Raw genomic sequence first — 17,828 nt, 5'->3', positions numbered from 1 at the left:
AAGACCCGCAGCGCGATAATTCCAGAAAATAAAGAGCTATTCCACATACTGGAACAATTTTTCTGAGAAAGAGGGAGAGAACGATCGATGACGCTGCCGAGCAGTCAGTTCCCCGACTTGCGCGATCGCGGCGTCCTGGTCACCGGCGGGGCCTCCGGCATTGGAGCGGCGCTGGTGGAGGGCTTTCTGCGGCAGGGTGCGCGCGTCGCCTTCATCGATATTGCCGAGGACGCGGGCCGCGCGCTTGCGGACAGGCTTGCCGCCGAAATCGGACAGAGGCCGGAATTCGTTCGCGCCGATCTCCGGGACGTCGAGCAGGCAAGAAGCGCCGCGGATGCAGCCGTCGCGGCGCTCGGCCCCATTCGGGTGCTGATCAACAACGCCGCCCGGGACGACCGGCAGCCGCTCGAGGAGGTGACAAGGGAAAGCTGGGACGAAAGCCTCGCCGTCAATCTCAGGCACTTCTTCTTTCTCGCCCAAGCGATTGCGCCGCACATGCGGCAAGCGGGTGGCGGATCGATCATCAATTTCTCGTCGATCGCCTTCATGCTGAACATGCCTGAAATGCCGGCCTATGCGACGGCAAAGGCCGGCATTATCGGGCTCACCAAGTCGCTCGCCGGGAAACTCGGGCCGGACAATATCCGCGTCAATGCCATCCTGCCCGGCATGATCGTCACCGAACGGCAGAAGCGGCTCTGGCTCACGCAGGACTCGATCGCCCGGATGCAGGAAAGGCAGTGCCTGAAACGCGTTCTGGCTGCCGAGGATCTCGTCGGCCCTTGCCTCTTTCTGGCCTCGGATTGCTCCGCGGCGATGACGGCACAGAGCATGATTATCGATGGAGGCGTGTTTTGATGACGGCAGGCTACTATGCCGCGGTGGACTGGGGGACCTCGAGCTTCCGCTTGTGGGTCATCGGAGAGGACGGGTCGGTGCTCGCCGAACGCCGCAGTGCGGAGGGTATGACCACCGCAGCGGAAACCGGGTTCCACGCCGTCCTCGACAGCCATCTTACCGCCGTATCGGCATCTGCCCATCTGCCGATCATCATCTGCGGCATGGCCGGCGCCCGGCAGGGCTGGAAAGAAGCGGGCTATCTTGAAACGCCGGCAACGCTTGGCGCCATCGCGGGAAATGCAATCGCCGTTCCGGACGTGGATCGCGACATTCGCATCCTGCCAGGCCTGGCGCAACGCAACGATCGGCATCCGGATGTCATGCGCGGCGAGGAGACGCAATTGCTCGGGGCAGCCGGTATGCTCGACAGCGGCCGGCACCTGGTGTGCATGCCGGGCACCCACAGCAAGTGGGTGCGGCTGTCGGGTCAGACGGTCGACGGTTTCTCCACCTACATGACCGGCGAATTGTTCGACGCCATCTCCAAGCATACGATCTTGAGCCATGCCGTGGCCGGGGTGGATGCCATTGCTGCCGACAGCGCTGCCTTTTCCGAAGCCGTCACCCAGGCACGGGAAAAACCGGCGCTGGCGACGAACCTCCTCTTTTCCGTCCGGGCGGGACAATTGCTTCATGGTCTGAGCGCGGCCGACGCCAAGGCTCGCCTGTCCGGCACGCTGATCGGCCTGGAGATCGCCGGTGCGCTCGCTACGGCGGGCCCGGTGGACGGCATCTGCCTGGTCGGCTCGGGAAAACTCGGCACGCTCTATCGCGCGGCGCTTGAAAGCCAGGGCCTCGCAGTCCGGCTCATCGACGCCGATGAGGCGGTGCGGGCCGGCCTTTCAACCGCTGCCCAGGCTATTTGGCCCCTTTGACGGAAGAAAAGAAGATGAACCGCATTCCCCTGCCCCCGATGAAATATCCGCTGATTGCGATCTTGCGCGGATTGAAGCCGGAGGAGACCGAGAGCGTCGTCGGCGCACTGATCGAAACGGGCTTTACGGCGATCGAGATCCCGCTGAATTCGCCCGACCCGTTCCGGTCCATCGAAACGGCGGTGAAAATGGCGCCGGTCGACTGCCTCATCGGCGCCGGCACGGTGCTGACGACGGGTGACGTCGAGCAGCTCGACGGCGTCGGCGGCCGCCTGATGGTCAGCCCCAATGTCGAGTCGTCGGTCATCCGGCTCGCCGCGGCCAAGGGCATGGTGACGATGCCGGGCGTCTTCACCCCGACGGAGGCACTCGCGGCAGCGGCTGCGGGCGCCAGCGGCCTGAAATTCTTCCCCGCCAGCGTTCTTGGGCCTGCCGGCATCGCGGCCATCCGCGCAGTGCTTCCGCACGACATCGAGATCGCCGCGGTCGGGGGCGTCTCGGAGGCCAATTTTGCCGACTATGCAAGGATCGGCGTGCGAAGCTTCGGACTCGGCTCGAGCCTTTACAAGCCGGGAATGAGCGCAGCGGATGTCAGGCAGCGGGCGGTGGCAACGCTGAAAGCCTATGATGCCGTCTATGGAGGCCAAGAATGACCGACCTCGTCGCCTTTTCTGGCCACATCCTCTGCGACTTCGCCTCCGAACTCGGCGAGGGCCCGACCTACGACCCCCGCGCCGACACCGCCTGGTGGTTCAACATCAAGGGCCAGGAGTTGCACGAGCTTCATCTCGGGAGCGGACACAAGACCATTCATCCCCTGCCCTTTCTCGGCAGCGTGCTGGCCACCATCGACCCCGGCCGGCAGTTGATCGCCTCGGACCAGGGGCTTTTTATCCGCGACACGGCAAGCTTCTCGCTCAGCCCGTTCGCCGCAATCGAGGACAAGCCGGGCAACCGCTCCAATGACGGGCGCGTTCATCCCTCCGGCGCTCTCTGGATCGGCACCATGGGACGGAAAGCCGAGACGCATGCGGGCGCGATCTATCACGTCGCCGGCAACCGCATCACAAGGCTCTACGGCAATATCACCATCCCGAACGGCATCTGCTTTTCGCCGGATGGCGCCACCGCCTATTTCACCGACACCGACGTCAATCACCTGATGCGCGTCGCCATCGATCCGGCGACGGCACTGCCGACCGGCGATCCCGTCACTCTTTCTGACGAGAGTGCGGCACCGGGCGGGATCGACGGCTCGGTCTGCGATGCCGACGGCTTGATCTGGAACTGCCGCTGGGGCGCCGGTGCCGTCGAAGTGTACAAGCCGGACGGACAGAAGGTCGCCCGCTATGCGGTGCCGGCGACGCAGCCGAGTTGCCCCGCTTTCATCGGTGCGCGGGCGGACAGGCTGCTGGTCACTTCCGCCTGGCAGGACCTCGACGACGCGGCACGCTCCGCCGATCCCAGCGCCGGCAAAACCTTCGAGCTCGGCATCGACGTCAAGGGCCGCTTCGAGCCGGCGTTCCGACTTAGCTGAAGGACCATTCGGCGCCCGATCGCGAACAAAAGCTGGCGGCGCCGAGAAAAAGTCATACAATTAACCCATGCGGTGAATCGCGCATGGAAAGGGAGTGCTCGGATGAGCGATAAGAAAAAAGAACTGAGGAGCCGGCACTGGTACGGTGGCACGCACAAGGATGGTTTCATTCACCGGTCCTGGATGAAGAACCAGGGCTTTCCGGATCATGTCTTCGACGGCCGGCCGATCATCGGCATCTGCAACACCTGGTCCGAGCTGACGCCCTGCAACAGCCACCTGCGCATCCTTGCAGAGGGCGTCAAGCGCGGCGTTTGGGAGGCGGGCGGCTTTCCGGTCGAATTTCCGGTCTCGTCGCTCGGCGAAACCCAGATGCGGCCGACGGCCATGCTGTTCCGCAACCTCCTGGCGATGGATGTGGAAGAGGCGATCCGCGCCTACGGCATCGACGGGGTGGTGCTGCTCGGCGGCTGCGACAAGACGACGCCGGGCCAGTTGATGGGGGCGGCCTCCGTCGACCTGCCGACGATCGTCGTCTCCTCCGGTCCGATGCTCAACGGCAAATGGAAAGGCAAGGACATCGGCTCGGGCACCGATGTGTGGAAATTCTCCGAAGCGGTGCGCGCCGGCGAAATGAGCCTGCAGGAATTCATGGCAGCCGAAAGCGGCATGTCGCGGTCGCCCGGCGTCTGCATGACTATGGGCACGGCGACGACCATGGCGTCCGTGGTCGAGGCGATGGGCCTCTCGCTCCCGACCAATGCGGCGCTGCCGGCCGTCGATGCGCGGCGCATGGCGCTGGCGCACATGACCGGCAAGCGGATCGTCGACATGGTGCACGAGGATCTCAGGCTGTCGAAGCTCCTGACGCGGCAGAACTTCGAAAACGGCATCATCGCCAATGCCGCCGTCGGTGGATCAACGAATGCCGTCGTTCACCTGCTGGCGATCGCCGGGCGCGCCGGTGTCGATCTCTGTCTGGAGGACTTCGACCGCGTCGGCGGCCAGGTCCCCTGCATCGTCAACTGCATGCCGTCCGGCAAATACCTGATCGAGGACCTCGCCTATGCGGGCGGCCTGCCGGCAGTGATGAACCGCATTCAGCACCTGCTGCACGCCGATGCGCCGACGGTGTTCGGCGTGCCGATCAGCAAATATTGGGAAGGTGCCGAGGTCTATAACGACGACGTCATTCGGCCGCTCGACAATCCGCTCCGCGCCGCCGCGGGTATCCGGGTGCTGAAGGGCAACCTTGCGCCGAACGGCGCGGTGATCAAGCCATCGGCGGCAAGCGAGCACCTGCTCGCCCATGAGGGGCCGGCCTATGTCTTCGAGACGATCGAAGACCTCAAGGCGAAGATCGACGATCCGGATCTGCCGGTCACCGAGGATACGGTTCTCGTGCTCAAGGGCTGTGGTCCGAAGGGCTATCCCGGCATGGCGGAGGTCGGCAATATGCCGATCCCGCGCCGGCTCGTCGAAAAGGGCGTTCGCGACATGGTGCGCGTCTCCGATGCGCGCATGTCCGGCACGGCCTTCGGAACGGTCGTGCTGCATGTCAGCCCTGAAGCCAATGCCGGCGGGCCGCTGGCGATCGTCAGGACCGGCGACCGCATCCGGCTCGATACCATGAAGGGCGAATTGAACCTGCTGATCAGCGAAGAGGAATTCGCAAGCCGGGTGGCGGCCTGGCAGCCGCCGGAGCAAAAATGGCAGCGCGGTTACTACAAGCTCTACCACGACACCGTGCTGCAGGCCGACAAGGGCGCCGACCTCGATTTCCTCGTCGGCAACAGCGGCAGCGAGGTGCATCGCGAGAGCCACTGACCCTTCTATGGCCACCGATGATGAGCGCCGCGTGCCGACCTCGGCACGCGGCGCTCTCCGTTCCGCCCGCCATTGGTTTTGCTTGCCGCGGGCGGTTGGCGTTTACATAAAAAGAGATTTATACCGATGGATGAACAGGCTCGATGCTGAGACAACCAGCGGCTTTATATTTTCATTTTATCCGGAACAGTTTTCGCTGCCGGACGTTGCTTGAGTACCACCGGCGCAGCGCAAAACACCGGAAAATAGGGGCTGCGCTTAACCGACAACGTCAACGAAAGGCAGACTGATATGATCGACAAATTTATATCTTCCGTTGCCGCCGGCGCGCTTCTCGTGGGCGTTGCCGTCGCTCCGATGAGCTTCGCGCAGGAAACCACCACACCGCCGGCCCCGGCGCCCGAGACACAGGTGCAGCCTGCTCCTGCCACTCCGGCACCGGCTGACCAGGCACAGACACCGGCTCCTGCGGACAAGACGACCGACATGGCAGAAGCTGGGTCCTATCTGACCGAACAGGCGGACGACCAGATTTCCGCTAACACCTACATTGGTCAGTCGGTCTATAACGCCAATGATGAAAGCATCGGCGAGATCAACGACCTTATCATTAAGAAGGAAGGCGGCGTCGCTGCGGCCATCGTCGGCGTCGGCGGCTTCCTCGGAATCGGCGAGAAGAACGTTGCGGTTCCGTTCGAAAGCATCGAAGTCACCGAACAGCCAGACTCGGATGCCCTCAAGCTGACGACGACCGAAACGGCCGAATCCCTGAAGGGTGCGCCGGAATTCAAGACGAAGTCGCAGTTGATGGCTGAGCGCAACGCGGCGCAGCCGGTCGACACGTCGACGACTTCGGCAACGGGCACGACCCCGGCTCCGGCACCGGCACCCGCCGAACCGGCACCGCAGCAGTAACCACGCTGCCGGTCGCAATCGACACAGAAGCGGCGCTCACGGCGCCGCTTTTGTTTTGAAACTCCACGCTTATGATTCAATACCAAGCGTCGGGCATACCGGCCTTGCGCCTCGCCACGTAATCGACGAGGGCTTCGTCGATCGCCGCATCCAAGGGCGGCGCTTCGTATTCGGCAAGCGTCTTCTTCCAGAAACGATTGGCGCGTAGCGCCATGTCGGTTTCGCCCTGCTCGACCCATTTCTCGAACGGCTCGTTATCTGAGAGCGCGCTGTCCCAGAAGGCGGTCTGATAGTTGCGCATCGTGTGCTCGCAGCCGAGGAAATGACTTCCCGGACCCACTTCCGTGAACGCATCCATGGCAAGCGAATTGTCGTCGACGACGACGCCTGCGAGATAGGAATGCAGCGCGCCGCAAAAGTCTGTATCCATCACGAATTTCTCGTAGGACATGGCCAGCAGGCCGTCGACAAAGCCGGCCGAATGCAGGATGAAATTGGCGCCGCAATGGACAGCCGACAGCATCGACATGACGCCTTCCTGCATCGCCTGGGCGTCCGGCCGCTTCGAATTGGAGAAATTGCCGGCGCAGCGCAGCGGCAGGCCCAGTCGGCGGGCGAGTTGGCCAACCACCATGCTGCCGATCGCCGGTTCCGGCGTGCCGAAGGTCGGCGAGCCGGAGCGAAGCGACATCGACGAAAGGAAGTTGCCGAAGATCACCGGCGCGCCCTTGCGTTCGAGCTGCGTCAGCGCGCAGCCGGCCAGCGTTTCGGCATAGGATTGGGCGATGGCGCCGGCATTGGTGACGGGCCCCATCGCACCACCGAGAATGAAGGGCACGATGACCGCCGCCTGGTTGGCGCGGGCATAGGCACGCATCGACCTGGTCATGGTCCCGTCCCAGACGAGCGGCGAGTTGACGTTGACGTTGCCAAGGATGACGCAGTTGTTGTCGACGAATTCGGCGCCGAAGAGAATCCGGGCCATCTCGATCGAATCCTCGGCACGATCCTCGGCGGTGATCGAACCCATGAAGGCGCGGTCGGAATATTTGATATGGCTGTAGACCATGTCGAGATGGCGCTTGTTAACCGGCACGTCAACCGGCTCGCAAATCGTACCGCCGGAATGGTGCAGCCAGGGACTCGATTGGGCGAGTTTGACGAGATTGCGGAAGTCCTCGATGGTGCCGTAGCGCCGGCCCTTGTCGATATCCGTGACGAACGGCGAGCCGTAAGCCGGCGAAAAGACGACGTTCCGGCCGCCAATCTCGACGCTGCGGGCGGGATTGCGGGCGTGCTGGGTGAATTGCGACGGCGCCGAGCGAACGATCTCCTTCAGCATTCCGGGTTCGAAGGTGACGCGGACGCCCTCGATCTTCGCACCTGCGCGCCCCCAGTGCTCGAGCGCCACCGGGTCGTCGCGAAATTCGATACCGACCTCGGCGAGAATGCGATCGGCGGTCGCCTCGACCCGCTCGAGGCTCTCCTCCCCGAGGATGTCATAGGTCGGTATATTGCGGACGATGTAGGGAACGCCAAGTTGCCTGCCGCTGCCTTCCCGCCGCTGCGGCCGTCCGCTTCGTGTTCGCCTCGGAGCATCGCCAGTCGCACTCGCCAATGCCATCGCCGTTCTCCCATGATTTGGGATGATGGTATTTGCGGCAAACACCGTTGTAACGCTGGAAAAATTCCACGCATGATATAAGTAGCGCTTATGGAAAACATGCGCCGCCTGCTGCCGTCCGCCGCCAGCCTCATCATCTTCGAGGCCGCCGGCCGTCATCAGAACTTCACCCGCGCCGCTGCCGAGCTTGGCATGTCGCAGGCGGCGGTCTCCTATGCCGTAAGGAGCCTTGAGGACCAGCTCGGCGTTTCGCTCTTCCATCGGGTGCACAGGGCCGTCGAGCTCACCGAGGCCGGCGAGAGGTTCCATGCCGACGTGTCGGTCGGCCTGGCGCGCATCCAGAAATCGGCCGAAGACATTCGCGCCAAGGGCCGCGAGACGAATGTGACGCTGGCTGCCTCGACGGCCTTCGCCTCCATGTGGATGTTGCCACGCCTCAATCGGCTGCGGGAGGATCTGCCGGAGATCGACCTTCGCATCCAGACGGGCGTTCGTGATCTGGACCTCGATGAGGAGCCGATACCGCTGGGCATTCGCGGCGGCGACCCGGCCCAATGGCCGCGCTATCACGCGGCATTGCTCGCCGACGAGGTGATCACTGCCGTAGCGACGCCGGCCTATGTCGAGGCGCATGGCATGCCCAAAAAGCCGGCGGACCTCCTGCGGCACAGCCTCATCCACCTCGAAGAGCCGGTCAGGCGCGCCTGCGACTGGACCGAGTGGTTCGCAAGCGCCGGCCTTGCCTATCCCGCACAGGGCAAGCGGCTGGCGATCAACGACTATGTTCTGGTGATCCAGGCCGTGCTCGCCGGCGAGGGCATCGCCCTTGGCTGGGACCATCTGATCGCCGGGCAGGTGCGCTCAGGCGCCCTCGTTCCGGTTGCCGGCCACGTGCTGCGGACCGGTCAGGCCTTTTACGTCGTGTGGCCGCGGTCGCGCGAACTCAACAGCCAGGCCGGACGCATTCGTGACTGGCTGCTGAAGGAAGGCGCACGCGACCGTGCTGACGATGTGGCGGGCCGCGACGACGGTCAGCGGGCTACAGCGTCGCGGTGACGGTCGGAGAGATAGCGCATGGTGGCGACCGCATCGGCCGGCTTGCCGTAGAAATAGCCCTGCCCCATGCCGCAGCCGAGCGCTTTCAGCTTCAGCACTTCGGAGATGTCCTCGATACCCTCGGCGACGACCTCGAGTTCCAGCCCTTCGCACATCGAGACGATCGCCCTGACGATGTGTTCCGAAGCCCGATCGGCCGAAATCCGCGAGACGAAGGCGCGATCGATCTTCACCTTGTCGAAAGAGAAATCGCGCAAGCGGCAGAGGCTCGACTGACCGGTGCCGAAATCGTCGAGCGACACGCGCACCCCGGCGGACCGCAATTCGGAGACGATCTTCTGCGCCACATCGGCATCCGCCATCACGGCGGTTTCGGTGATCTCCAGTTCCAGGCGGCGCGGGTCGAGGCCGACCTTGTTGACGATCGCCAGGAGACGGCCGCTCGTCGCCGGGTCCATCAATTGCGCCGATGACAGGTTGAAGGAGAGAAACAATTCCTTCGGCCACGCCAGGGCTGTCTGTGCCGCCTTGCGCAGCAGCATTTCGGCGAGCGCCTCGATGAAGCCGCGCTCCTCCGCCAGCGGCACGAACACGGAAGGCGAGACATAGCCGAAATCCGGATCGCACCATCTGGCAAGCGCTTCGAAACCAACCACGCCGTCGTTGCGAAGGTCCACGATCGGCTGGAAATGGACATCGATCTCCTCGGCGATGATCGCGTTGCGCAGAGCCTGCTCAAGCTGCGTCGCCCGCTTCATCTCCTGGGCGATCTCATGCGAATAGACCGTGATCTGGCCGCGGCCACGCCGTTTCGAACGGTAAAGCGCCGTGTCGGCGCTTTTCAAGAGTTCCTCGAACACCGCACCGGCAAACGGATAGACGGCAAAACCGAAGGAGGCGGACAGCCGAACCGTGCGGTCGCCGAGATCAAATGGCGCAGAGAGGATTTCCTTCAGCATCTGGCCGAGTTTCTCGGCACCCTTGCGCTCGAAGACGAGCGGCAGCACCAGTGCGAACTCGTCGTCGGCCGTGCGGATCACCGTCGCCCCTTCCGGAACGCAGGCCGACAATCTCTGCGCGACCTGGCGCAGGATCCGATCGCCGGCCTCCGGCCCGAAAAGATCGTTGATCGGCTTGAAGCCGTCGAGATTGGCAAGGCCGATGGTGAACGGAGCCGGATCGCTCGCGCGTTCGGCGGCAAGCTCACAGACCTTGTGCCGCAACTGCTCTGCATTGCCCAGCCCGGTCAGCGGATCGACGAAGGGCAGCCTGTCGGGACCGCGACGGTCGATGGCCAGTTCGGCGACCATCATCGCGCTACGCCCCCGGCCGGAGCGCGCGCCCGTGCCGCACGGAGCACGTCCCGCCGATCGCAACCGAAGTCCGACCGGGGGAATGACTGTTTGGCCGACATGCTCATGTCTTCGATGCTCAACTCTTGCAGCCTTGGGCGACAGCTTCGCGCGGTGATCGCGCGAAAATTGGTGCTATGCCAGCGACTGGGCAGTTTCTCCCGGATGGTGGTGCCGATGAAGGCAACCGTGGAGCAAACGATGACAATCGGCGGTTAACAATCCTATATCGGCTGATCGTCAAATCTGGGGTCGAGCCCCGTCGTGTGCCGATCAGGCCGTCAGCCGCGCATGGGCGGCACGCAGATATTTGCGCAGCAACGCTTCGATCATGTCCGGACTGATCGGCTTCATGATGTGATCGTCCATTCCCGACGCTTCGCATTGCTGAAGGTCGATGTCGAGGGCTTGCGCAGTAACGGCAACGATCGGCGTGCGGCGTCCGGTCTGCCTTTCCGCGTCGCGGATGGCAACTGCGGCTTCGAAGCCGTTCATTACCGGCATGGATATGTCCATGAGGATGAGAGCCGGCTGCAGCTCGTGCCAGAGATCCACCGCTTCCCTGCCATTGGCGGCAATCCGATGCGAGACTCCGAGGCCGTCCAGGATCTGGGCGAAGACGAACTGGTTGATCTGGTTGTCCTCGGCAACGAGAACCTCCACTTCGGGTGCGCCTGTCCGGACCGTCGCATCACCTTCGAAAGAGACTTCCCAATCGGCTTGCGGAAACTGCGAGCGCGGCGGCTGCCGGTCGGTGCTGGCCCGGAAGATTTCGCCGAGCAGGGCAGTTGCATCAGCGTCCGCAGAAACGTCGAGCACCGGGCAGGTCTTCCATCCCGCATGGACCGCATCCCTTGCCGGAAATACCGCGTCCATCACCAAAATATCGAGCTTCAGGCCGTGATCCTCGGCGGCGGCCGCAAAGGCTTCGAGCTCGCCGCGGTTTCGTACGGCGCAGGCATCGAGGCCAGAGCCGCGCAAGCGTGCGACGATCCGCGCCTCCATTTCGCTGTCCGCCGTCGCCAAGAGCACCCGCAGGCCGCGGGCCGGCAGCGTCTCGATCATCGAGCCGGTCTCGACGAGCTGCTGGACGTTCAGTGCCCGGAACGGGTCGTAGAAATTCTGCGCCGGCGTGAAGATGCTGTAGTCGCGGATCTGCAGCCCCGAATTGCTGCCGCCATCGTCCGCGCCATGATACCAGGCGGCTATGTCGGTCACGTCGTTCATGCAGGTGACGACGAAGTGGCGCCCGGGCACGCCGACGCGATACTTGCGCGTCACCACCCACAAGTCGCTGCCATCGGCGCGAACGATGTGCTCCGCCTCGGAATGCGGCCGGCCGGTCGCCAGCACCTGCCGATCCGACTGCTCGAAGCGTTCGGCAAGCTCCGCGTCCACGACGTCCCAGGCCGACCGACCGAGGATCGCCTCCGGCGCCACGTCGTGAATGGCGCAGAAGGCACGGTTCGCGGCGATATAGTTCAGATTGCGATCCTTGACGCAGATGGGATTGGGTTGCGCATCGAGGATTTGCTCGGTGAGTTCGACCCGTTCCAGGTCGGTTTGCAGCTGTTCCTCGCGCTTCTTCTGATCGGAGACATCGCTGATCGACAAGATGCCGATGCCGCTCGACAGGCGGCGCTTGCGCAGGCAGACCCAGCGCGTACGGCCCGCCCGTTCGACGCTTTCGTAGCGCTCACGCCAATGGAGGCCCATCTGTTCGGCGATCCAGTCCTCCCGGTTCGCACGCCGCCGGCTGTTTTCGGGCAGCGTTCCCGGGCGCAGGCCCGTATCGTAGACCGCTGCGAGAAAATCGCGAAGCCGCGTCCCGGGCTTCAACAGGTGAGGCTGGACGGGGAAAAACTGCAACATCGAGGCGCTGGCATAGAGGATCGTGTCGTCCCGTCCGCAGACGAGCAAGGCCAGGCCAAGCGCATCGCAACTCGACTCAAGAACGATCCTGCTGATGTCCGCGCCGCCCGACGCCACATCGTTCATTACTCTGCCCTCGTCTCGCCGACTGCATGGGTGTTGCAGCACCCGCGTCCTTAAGTGGCGCTGCAGCGGCGGTTTCGTTTCGGGACATGCTGGCTGGCCGTTCGTGGCACTCTTCGAGCGGGAATCGAGCGGCGTCCAGCAACGCCGCGGTGCTCCAAAGAACAAAACCCGTGATCATTCAGGTTGTTGTGGAAAATCGCAGCAGAACGTTAAGGCGGAATTAAATCGGCATCCGATTTCTGCCGATCTGCCTGGGGACGAGCACCGATTCCGGCTTTCCTCCAGCTGAAGACGCGTGAGGGGCCCTTTCCCTCTGCCGTCGAATCCTGGAAAATGGCGCCATGGCCATCAAGGAACTCTCGGAAACGCTCATCAACCAAATCGCCGCCGGTGAAGTCATCGAGCGGCCGGCCAGTGCCGCCAAGGAGCTGATCGAAAATGCCCTCGACGCCGGCGCAACCAGGGTCGAGATCGCCACGGCCGGGGGCGGCAAGACGCTGCTCCGGGTGACCGACAATGGCAGCGGCATGTCGCCCGCCGATCTCGAACTGGCGATCCGCCGGCATTGCACCTCCAAGATCGCCGATACGCTCACGGAGATCCGCACGCTCGGTTTTCGCGGCGAGGCGCTCCCCTCGATCGGATCCGTGGCGCGGCTGTCGATCACCACGCGAACGGCGGGCGCGAGCGAGGGGGCGGCGATTTCGGTGACGGGCGGCAGGACCGAGCCGGTCCGCCCCTCGCCTGCCAATGTCGGGACCGTCGTCGAAGTGCGCGACCTCTTCTTCGCTACGCCGGCGCGGCTCAAGTTCATGAAATCGGAAAAGGCCGAAGCCGCGGCGATTTCCGAAGTGGTCCGCCGCATGGCGATCGCCTTTCCGAAGGTGCGGTTCGTGCTGTCCGGTGCGGACCGGTCGACCCTGGAATTCCCGGCGACCGGCGACGACCGGCTGGCGCGCATGGCGCAGGTGCTCGGCAAGGACTTCCGCGACAACGCCATCGAGATCGATGCGGAGCGCGAAGAGGCGAGGCTGACGGGATTTGCCGGGGTGCCCACCTTCAACCGCGGCAACTCGCTGCAGCAATATGCCTTCGTCAACGGCCGGCCTGTGCAGGATAAGCTGATCCTCTCGGCCATCCGCGCCGCCTATGCCGAAACCATTCCGCAGGGGCGCTATCCGGTCGCCGTACTTTCGATCCTGCTCGACCCGGCATTGGTCGACGTCAATGTCCATCCGGCCAAATCGGACGTGCGCTTCCGCGACCCCGGGCTAATCCGCGGGCTTATCATCGGCGCGATCCGCGAGGCTTTGGCGCGCGGCGGCGACCGCGCAGCGACAACCGGCGTCCAGGGAATGATGCGCGCCTTCCGGCCTGGAGCGTACCGAGCCGAACCGCAGCGAGCGCAGGCGCCCTGGACGGCCGCCGCCTCGCCCTACCGGCCGACTGGGTTCGGCGAACCCGCCCGCGGCTTTGCCGAGGCCCCGCAAGCGGCGTTTGCGGATTTTTCGCAGCCATCGGCGCGCGCCCCCGGGCCGGCCGCCGAGGCGAAGGGCCCGAACGGCACGGGCGAAGCCGCCTTTCCGCTCGGTGCGGCACGCGCGCAGCTCCACGCGAATTATATCGTCGCCCAGACCGAAGACGGTCTCGTCATCGTCGACCAGCATGCCGCGCATGAACGGCTCGTCTTCGAGGCGATGCGGACGGCGCTGCACTCGCGGCCGGTGCCGGCGCAAGCGCTGCTCATTCCGGAGATCGTCGATCTTGCCGAGGACGATTGCGACCGGCTGATGGCGCATGCGGAGGAATTCCTACGGCTCGGCCTTGCGATCGAGCGCTTCGGATCGGGCGCGATCGCGGTGCGCGAAACGCCGGCGATGCTCGGCGAGATGGACGCCTCAGGACTGGTGCGGCAGCTTGCCGACGAACTGGCCGAATGGGACACGGCCAACGGGCTTGCCGGCCGCCTCGAATATCTCGCTGCGACGATGGCCTGCCACGGCTCCGTCCGCTCCGGCCGGCGCATGCGGACGGAGGAGATGAACGCGCTGCTGCGCCAGATGGAGGCGACGCCCGGATCGGGGCAGTGCAACCACGGGCGGCCGACCTATATCGAGCTCAAGCTCGCCGATATCGAAAGGCTTTTCGGACGGAGTTGACATTGCGGCGTCGCGGCCATGTTAGCGGCGGATTTCGAATTCGACTGGTCTTTTGGCGACCGGCGGGATAGATCATGGAACGGGCATTGACGAGGCAAGCACGCAAATGATGAACCGCTTTGACGGAAATTCCTCTCGCGAAGCGAAAATTCGTTATCTCGATGGCGACTTTCAGATCGTGCTGGCCGGCTCGCATGTCATCTGTGCCACGACCGGCAAGGCTATCCCGGTGGACGAGCTTCGCTATTGGAGCGTGGTGCGGCAGGAGCCTTACATCGACGCCGCCGCCTCCCTTGAAGCCGAACGGCGTGCCGGGGCGCTGCCCGCACGACAGCCCTGAGGCATCTATTTCAAAGCCTTCCCGGTCGCATGCAGTTTGCGTGCCCGCGCCGCGACAAGCGTAGCCTCGATGATCTTGGCGGGCGCTGACGGATCGTCGAAACGCACCTCGATCTCGATGACCCGGCTGTTGGCGGCGAGTTCCGCCGCTCGCCCTTGGCCGGGCTCGAGGCGGACCATGTCCTTGGCCGTGGTCACCAGCGTGTAGCCCCGGCTTGCGGCATGATCGATGAGATCGGCGATCTCGTCCTCTGAAAAATGGTGATGATCCGGGAAACTCCGCGTCTCCTCGACGATTGCACCCGTCTCCCGGACCGTGCGATAAAACTTCTCCGGGTCGGCAATGCCCGCCCAGGCCAGGACTGTGACGCCGGACAGCGATTGATCGTCAAGCCGCACCGTGTCCCCGACATAGACGGCCTTGCCGGCGCGCGCCGCACGGCGGATCAGGCGATCGGCGGCCGGACCGTGGCCAATCTTCAGAAGCGCAGTGGCGTGGCGAAGCTGGTCGGCGATCGGCGCCCTGACCGGCCCGGAGGGCACCAGATGGCCATTGCCGATGCCGCGGACGGAATCGATCACCAGCAGGGCGAAATCGAAGGTGAGGCGAGCGCTCTGGAAGCCATCGTCCATGATGATGATGTCGGCGCCTTCGGCGGCGAGCCTGCGAGCGCCGTCGACGCGGCGGCGGCACACGACGGTCAGGGCCTCTCGCGCAAGCAGCAGTGGCTCGTCGCCGACGTCCCGGGCCCGGTGATGGGCGGGATCGACGACTGTCGTCACGTCCAGGGAGCCGCCATAGCCGCGGCTGAGGAAACCCGGCTTCAGCCCCCGCGCCTTGGCCGCCTGCGCCAACGCAATTGCGGTCGGCGTCTTGCCGGCGCCGCCGACGGTGAAATTGCCGACGCAGATCAGCGGTACGGGCGGCATGGCGCGGCGCGCCCGGTCCATGCGGATGGCGGCGACGCGGCCGTAGACCCAGGAGAAAGGCCACAGCGCGTAGGCCCGCCAATCGGCCTTTGTCCACCAGAACGGAGGCGCTTCGGAAACCATTTGAATATGCTGCCTCCGCGGCTCTTGCTGCTCCATGCGCCGCGAGGCGCTCCTGACCCGTCTCTCGCCGGCCATGGGCCGACGACGGCACAAGAGACTTCAGAATGCGAAAAAAGGCAAGCCGGTCAACGGAGTCAGAGCACTGCTTCAAGCTCGGTGATATCGGCCAGGCAATGGTCGGAAGCCCCGGCCAGCGACTGACGCGAGCCGGTGCCGGTCAGAACCGCAATGGTCAGGCCGGCGCCGGCAGCGCGGCCCATATGCATATCGTGATTGTTGTCTCCGACCACGGCCACCTGCTGAGGCGTCAGCCCGGTCGCGGCGCAGAAGCCGAGCACCATGCCCGGCTGCGGCTTGACGCCGTAACCGCTGTCGTAACCGGCAATGTAGTGCAGATAGGTCTCGAAGCCGAAGCGCTTCGCCGTCTCGCGGATGGAGCGCTCGTTGTCGCTCGAGGCGACGCCGAGACGGTAGCCCTTCGCATGGAGGGCAGCGAAAAAGGCGCCGAGGTCGGTCACCGGCACCGCATAGTCGGCGGAGCTCGCAAAAAGGCCGTCGAACAGCGCCGTCAGTTCTTCCACGGTGAACGGCGCGCCGGCCTCGACCATGCCGGTCGCAATCTCGACCGTGTTGCCGGCCGCGAGCAGGCTGTCGGGTGCGACGTGGCCCGTATCCGGGTCCATGCCGCCGGCCCGAAGCAGAATTCTTGCGAGCGCATCGTCACCCCTGGCGGCAATTCGCGCCAGTTCGTAGTTCACGGGAACCCAGCTCTTCGCGTAGTCGAGAAGCGTGCCGTCCTTGTCGAACAATATTCCGGCGATGCCGTTGCCCGCAGCCATGGTCCCATCCGTTTTCAGCTCTCGACGCGCGGCTCCAGCCGCGCCTTCACCACCAGCGGGTTAATATAGGGCTCGAGCCCCCTCATCGTCGCCGTCAATGCGCCCCGCATCTGTTGCACGGTCTCAAGCCCCGCGTCGATCATCGAGCGACGCATGTCGTCGTTGCCGAGCAGGTAGTTGACTCCCTTCGCCAGCATTTCGACGTCGCGGACGATCTTGGCGCTGCCGTTCATGGCAAGCATCTGGTAGGTCTCGCGGAAGTTCTGGACGTTGCCGCCCGAAAGTACCGCGCAACCGAGCATGGCCGGCTCCAGCGGATTCTGCCCGCCCTCGGCAAAGAGCGAACGGCCGACGAAGGCGACCTCGGTCAGCCGCAGATAGAGCCCCATCTCGCCGATCGTGTCGCCGAGAAAAATATCGACGTCAGGCGTCAGGCGATCGCCCCGCGTCCGGCGGGCAACCTTGAGCCCCTTGGCGGCCAACGCCGCTTCGACGGCATCGCCGCGCTCGGGATGGCGCGGTACGACGATGGTCAAGAGGCCGTTGCGCGGCTTGAGCGCGTGATGGACAACCCCGGCCGCCTCTTCCTCGCCCTCGAAAGTGGAGATTGCCGCCCACGTCTTGCGCGAACCGATCTGCTGCGCATAGTCGCGAAGCGCCTGCGGGTCGTGCGGCGGCGCGTCGGTATCGACCTTGAGATTGCCCGAGACCATCACCGGCAGCGCGCCAAGCGTGCGGAAGCGCTCCGCATCGATATCGGACTGGGCGATCACGAGCGCCAGGTTCTCGAACAGCGCATCGGCAAGCGACGGCCGCTTCTTCCAGCGGGCGAAGGTCCGGTCCGACAGCCGCGCATTGACCAGAACCTGGGGAATGTGGCGCCTACCCAGTTCGACGATCGTCATCGGCCAGATTTCGGATTCGGCGATGATCGCCAGGTCCGGCTGCCAATATTCGAGGAAACGGCTGACGGCCGGCTTGAGATCGAGCGGCACATATTGATGGATGACAGCCTTGCCGAGGCGCTCGGCTACCACCCGCGCCGAGGTGGTCGTCCCGGTGGTCAGGACCACGGCAATGCCGCGGCGGCGGATTTCCTTTATCAGCGGGGTTACCGCGACCGTTTCGCCGACGCTCGCGGCATGAAACCAGACGAGCGGCCCGGGCGGGCGCAGCGCGCTTGCATGGCCGTAGCGCTCGCGGCGACGGGCCGGATCCTCCTTGCCCTTTGCCGCGCGCAGGGCCAGGTAGGGTCCGACGAACGGGTAGATCGCCGTGCCGAGCCAGCGATAGGTGGAAAGCGCAAGCCGTGCGCGCAGGCTGCTCATCAATGCTCGCCCTTACCCGCGCTCAC

At 64.5% G+C, this 17,828-nt stretch carries 15 protein-coding genes; 9 read left to right on the top strand and 6 right to left on the bottom strand.

All coding sequences use genetic code 11. The features are described 5' to 3' along the window. Positions 1-87 precede the first annotated feature (87 nt). From NXT3_RS04240 to NXT3_RS04215, 6 genes are all read left to right on the top strand, one after another. Positions 88-858, top strand: a complete 771-nt coding sequence (locus NXT3_RS04240; RefSeq protein ID WP_095677915.1) for an SDR family NAD(P)-dependent oxidoreductase — start codon at positions 88-90, stop codon at positions 856-858. After that, positions 858-1,775, top strand: a complete 918-nt coding sequence (locus NXT3_RS04235) for a 2-dehydro-3-deoxygalactonokinase (RefSeq protein WP_037413289.1) — start codon at positions 858-860, stop codon at positions 1,773-1,775. Before NXT3_RS04240 ends, NXT3_RS04235 begins: the two co-directional genes overlap by 1 nt. Before the next feature lie 14 nt (positions 1,776-1,789). Continuing rightward, positions 1,790-2,428 carry a 2-dehydro-3-deoxy-6-phosphogalactonate aldolase gene (locus NXT3_RS04230; RefSeq protein WP_037413288.1) on the top strand — a complete coding sequence of 213 codons (639 nt, stop codon included), beginning with the start codon at positions 1,790-1,792 and terminating at the stop codon, positions 2,426-2,428. Then, positions 2,425-3,312: an SMP-30/gluconolactonase/LRE family protein gene (locus tag NXT3_RS04225; RefSeq protein ID WP_104838835.1), complete on the top strand. Its 888-nt coding sequence runs from the start codon at positions 2,425-2,427 to the stop codon at positions 3,310-3,312. Before NXT3_RS04230 ends, NXT3_RS04225 begins: the two co-directional genes overlap by 4 nt. A 102-nt stretch (positions 3,313-3,414) precedes the next feature. Further along, a complete protein-coding gene (locus NXT3_RS04220) occupies positions 3,415-5,139 on the top strand; it encodes an IlvD/Edd family dehydratase (protein ID WP_104838834.1) in 1,725 nt (574 codons plus the stop codon). A gap of 291 nt (positions 5,140-5,430) precedes the next feature. Continuing rightward, the gene (locus tag NXT3_RS04215) at positions 5,431-6,054 is read left to right on the top strand and encodes a PRC-barrel domain-containing protein (protein WP_037413283.1); all 624 of its coding nucleotides are present in this window, start codon (positions 5,431-5,433) and stop codon (positions 6,052-6,054) included. Between the two features lie 76 nt (positions 6,055-6,130). On the opposite strand, the gene NXT3_RS04210 is transcribed toward NXT3_RS04215, so the two are convergent. Further along, the gene (locus tag NXT3_RS04210; RefSeq protein WP_104838833.1) at positions 6,131-7,678 is read right to left on the bottom strand and encodes a trimethylamine methyltransferase family protein; all 1,548 of its coding nucleotides are present in this window, start codon (positions 7,676-7,678) and stop codon (positions 6,131-6,133) included. A gap of 90 nt (positions 7,679-7,768) precedes the next feature. Here NXT3_RS04210 and NXT3_RS04205 point away from each other — a divergent pair, with 90 nt between their 5' ends. Continuing rightward, positions 7,769-8,734, top strand: coding sequence for a LysR substrate-binding domain-containing protein (locus tag NXT3_RS04205; protein ID WP_104838832.1), 966 nt, complete (start codon positions 7,769-7,771; stop codon positions 8,732-8,734). Here NXT3_RS04205 and NXT3_RS04200 read toward each other — a convergent pair. Further along, entirely contained in the window at positions 8,710-10,047 is a 1,338-nt protein-coding gene (locus NXT3_RS04200) for a putative bifunctional diguanylate cyclase/phosphodiesterase (RefSeq protein ID WP_037413280.1), read from the bottom strand. The genes NXT3_RS04205 and NXT3_RS04200 overlap by 25 nt on opposite strands. A gap of 312 nt (positions 10,048-10,359) precedes the next feature. Beyond that, positions 10,360-12,084, bottom strand: coding sequence for a response regulator (locus NXT3_RS04195; RefSeq protein ID WP_104838831.1), 1,725 nt, complete (start codon positions 12,082-12,084; stop codon positions 10,360-10,362). A gap of 341 nt (positions 12,085-12,425) precedes the next feature. Between NXT3_RS04195 and mutL the strand changes: the two genes are divergently transcribed. Continuing rightward, positions 12,426-14,243, top strand: a complete 1,818-nt coding sequence (gene mutL, locus NXT3_RS04190) for a DNA mismatch repair endonuclease MutL (protein ID WP_104838830.1) — start codon at positions 12,426-12,428, stop codon at positions 14,241-14,243. A 106-nt stretch (positions 14,244-14,349) separates the two neighbouring features. Further along, complete coding sequence (locus NXT3_RS04185) at positions 14,350-14,583, top strand: DUF2093 domain-containing protein (RefSeq protein WP_037413276.1); 234 nt, start codon at positions 14,350-14,352, stop codon at positions 14,581-14,583. A 5-nt stretch (positions 14,584-14,588) separates the two neighbouring features. Here NXT3_RS04185 and lpxK read toward each other — a convergent pair whose 3' ends face one another. The 3 genes from lpxK to waaA all read right to left on the bottom strand — a co-directional run bounded on the left by lpxK (position 14,589) and on the right by waaA (position 17,802). After that, positions 14,589-15,635, bottom strand: coding sequence for a tetraacyldisaccharide 4'-kinase (gene lpxK, locus NXT3_RS04180; RefSeq protein ID WP_037413275.1), 1,047 nt, complete (start codon positions 15,633-15,635; stop codon positions 14,589-14,591). Between the two features lie 134 nt (positions 15,636-15,769). Further along, on the bottom strand, positions 15,770-16,474 hold the full coding sequence (locus tag NXT3_RS04175; protein WP_037413274.1) for an HAD family hydrolase: 705 nt from the start codon (positions 16,472-16,474) through the stop codon (positions 15,770-15,772). A gap of 14 nt (positions 16,475-16,488) precedes the next feature. Then, positions 16,489-17,802 (bottom strand): lipid IV(A) 3-deoxy-D-manno-octulosonic acid transferase, encoded by a 1,314-nt coding sequence (gene waaA / locus NXT3_RS04170; protein ID WP_104838829.1) that lies wholly within the window; start codon positions 17,800-17,802, stop codon positions 16,489-16,491. Positions 17,803-17,828: the final 26 nt, after the last annotated feature.

It is taken from the genome of Sinorhizobium fredii, assembly GCF_002944405.1.
GTDB classification, from domain to species: domain Bacteria; phylum Pseudomonadota; class Alphaproteobacteria; order Rhizobiales; family Rhizobiaceae; genus Sinorhizobium; species Sinorhizobium fredii_C.
Note: the sequence above shows the minus strand (reverse complement) of the source record. Positions and strands in the feature narration are given on the sequence as shown.